Raw genomic sequence first — 3,426 nt, 5'->3', positions numbered from 1 at the left:
AGGGTGTGGTGTGTGACAAGCCCTCGGCCTATTAGTACCAGTCAGCTTCACGAGTCTTTAGTCCTCGCTTCCACATCTGGCCTATCAACCCAGTCGTCTACTGGGGGCCTTACCCGGTTGACCCGGTGGGAGACCTCATCTTGAAGCGTGCTTCCCGCTTAGATGCCTTCAGCGGTTATCACTTCCGAACGTAGCCAACCAGCCGTGCTCTTGGCAGAACAACTGGCACACCAGAGGTTCGTCCGTCCCGGTCCTCTCGTACTAGGGACAGCCCTTCTCAAGTCTCCTGCGCGCACAGCGGATAGGGACCGAACTGTCTCACGACGTTCTAAACCCAGCTCGCGTACCGCTTTAATGGGCGAACAGCCCAACCCTTGGGACCTGCTCCGGCCCCAGGATGCGACGAGCCGACATCGAGGTGCCAAACCATGCCGTCGATATGGACTCTTGGGCAAGATCAGCCTGTTATCCCCGGGGTACCTTTTATCCGTTGAGTCACGGCGCTTCCACGTGCCACCGTAAGATCACTAGTCCCGACTTTCGTCCCTGCTCGACCTGTCGGTCTCACAGTCAAGCTCCCTTGTGCACTTGCACTCGCCACCTGATTGCCAACCAGGCTGAGGGAACCTTTGGGCGCCTCCGTTACATTTTGGGAGGCAACCGCCCCAGTTAAACTACCCACCAGGCACTGTCCCTGATCCGGATAACGGACCGAGGTTAGACAGCCAATACGATCAGAGTGGTATTTCAACGTTGACTCCACCCGAACTGGCGTCCGGGCTTCACAGTCTCCCACCTATCCTACACAAACCGAACCGACCACCAATACCAAGCTGTAGTAAAGGTCCCGGGGTCTTTCCGTCCTGCTGCGCGTAACGAGCATCTTTACTCGTAGTGCAATTTCGCCGGGTCCGTGGTTGAGACAGCGCCCAAGTCGTTACGCCATTCGTGCAGGTCGGAACTTACCCGACAAGGAATTTCGCTACCTTAGGATGGTTATAGTTACCACCGCCGTTTACTGGCGCTTAAGTTCTCAGCTTCGACCGTGAGGTCTAACCGGTCCCCTTAACGTTCCAGCACCGGGCAGGCGTCAGTCCGTATACATCGTCTTGCGACTTCGCACGGACCTGTGTTTTTAGTAAACAGTCGCTTGGGCCTGGTCTCTGCGACCTTCACCGCTGCAGGGAGCAAGTCCCCTCACGGATCCGGTCCCCCTTCTCCCGAAGTTACGGGGGCATTTTGCCGAGTTCCTTAACCACGGTTCGCCCGATCGCCTTGGTATTCTCTACCTGACCACCTGTGTCGGTTTGGGGTACGGGCGGCCTTGTCACTCACTAGAGGTTTTTCTCGGCAGCATGGGATCACTCACTTCGCCTCAATCGGCTCGGCATCAGGTCTCAGACATATGAGACGCGGATTTGCCAACGTCTCGTCCTACACCTTTGCCCGCGGATCAGCTTTCGCCTACCATCGCCGCGTAGAGCTACCCTCCTGCGTCACCCCATCGCTTGCCTACTACCGGATCGGTTCACGCGCTCACCCAGAACAACCCCGAAAGGTCGAACCAGACTCGGGCGCTTAGCATCACCGGGCTCAGCATGGGCGCGACAAAGCCGGTACGGGAATATCAACCCGTTGTCCATCGACTACGCCTGTCGGCCTCGCCTTAGGTCCCGACTTACCCAGGGCGGATTAGCCTGGCCCTGGAACCCTTGGTCATTCGGCGGAGGAGTTTCTCACTCCTCTTTCGCTACTCATGCCTGCATTCTCACTCGTGTAGCATCCACGACTGGGTCACCCCGCCGCTTCACACGCCACACGACGCTCCCCTACCCATCCACACGTCTGGACCCCACCAAAAGATGGGGCCGAACAATACGTGAATGCCACAGCTTCGGCGGTTCGCTTGAGCCCCGCTACATTGTCGGCGCAGAATCACTTGACCAGTGAGCTATTACGCACTCTTTCAAGGGTGGCTGCTTCTAAGCCAACCTCCTGGTTGTCTCTGCGACTCCACATCCTTTTCCACTTAGCGAACGCTTAGGGGCCTTAGCTGGTGATCTGGGCTGTTTCCCTCTCGACTACGAAGCTTATCCCCCGCAGTCTCACTGCCGCGCTCTCACCTACCGGCATTCGGAGTTTGGCTGATTTCGGTAAGCTTGTCGGCCCCCTAGACCATCCAGTGCTCTACCTCCGGTAGGAAACACGCGACGCTGCACCTAAATGCATTTCGGGGAGAACCAGCTATCACGGAGTTTGATTGGCCTTTCACCCCTACCCACAGGTCATCCCCCGGCTTTTCAACGCCGGTGGGTTCGGGCCTCCACGCGGTCTTACCCGCGCTTCACCCTGCCCATGGGTAGATCACTCCGCTTCGGGTCTAGAGCACGCGACTCAATACGCCCTGTTCGGACTCGCTTTCGCTACGGCTCCCCCACACGGGTTAACCTCGCCACGCACCACTAACTCGCAGGCTCATTCTTCAAAAGGCACGCCGTCACACCCCCGAAGGGACGCTCCGACGGATTGTAGGCACCCGGTTTCAGGAACTATTTCACTCCCCTCCCGGGGTACTTTTCACCTTTCCCTCACGGTACTAGTGCACTATCGGTCACCAGAAAGTATTTAGGCTTGGCGGGTGGTCCCGCCAGATTCACACGAGATTTCACGGGTCCCGTGCTACTTGGGAACACGTCCAGGAGCCACCACGTTACGTCTACAGGGGTATCACCTGCTATGCCGGGCCTTTCCAGACCCTTCGACTTCCGCAGCGGTTTATAACTCCTCGCCGGATCAGCAGCTCCGACAAGACGATCCCACAACCCCGCATAGGCAACACCTGCCAGCTATCACACCTACACGGTTTAGCCTCTTCCGCTTTCGCTCGCCGCTACTCACGGAATCACAATTGTTTTCTCTTCCTGCGGGTACTGAGATGTTTCACTTCCCCGCGTTCCCTCCGAACGCCCTATGTGTTCAGGCGCCGGTGACTGGACATGACTCCAGCCGGGTTTCCCCATTCGGACACCCCCGGATCACAGCTCGGTTGCCAACTCCCCGGGGCTTATCGCAGGCTCCTACGTCCTTCATCGGCTTCTGGTGCCAAGGCATCCACCGAGTGCCCTTACTAACTTGTCACAACAAACAGACACACAGTTCTCGGCAAAACAAAGATGCTCGCGTCCACTATGCAGTTCTCAAGAAACAAACGGACACCATCCCCACAACCACCGCAGCACCACCACAAGCCCCCGGCCGAAGCAACCAACACTCCCGCCGGCGAACCCGCAGCGACCGTCCGGTGAAGGAACAGCCCGACAACCCAAGAAACCAAACCACACCAACAACCCCCCACCAGGAGGGCCGTTGGTGTGCCTGATCCCTCAGGACCCAACAACGTGCCTCAGCGCCACCCACACCCCACGG

General features: G+C 58.0%; 1 rRNA gene. It reads right to left on the bottom strand.

Annotated elements, in window-relative coordinates:
- Positions 1–11 precede the first annotated feature (11 nt).
- Positions 12–3,138 (bottom strand): 23S ribosomal RNA (locus tag ABZV93_RS28760).
- Positions 3,139–3,426 lie beyond the last annotated feature (288 nt).

The sequence above is a fragment of the Actinopolymorpha sp. NPDC004070 genome (genome assembly GCF_040610475.1).
In the GTDB taxonomy this organism is placed as follows: Bacteria; Actinomycetota; Actinomycetes; order Propionibacteriales; family Actinopolymorphaceae; genus Actinopolymorpha.
This window is presented reverse-complemented; position numbering and strand designations above follow the sequence as displayed.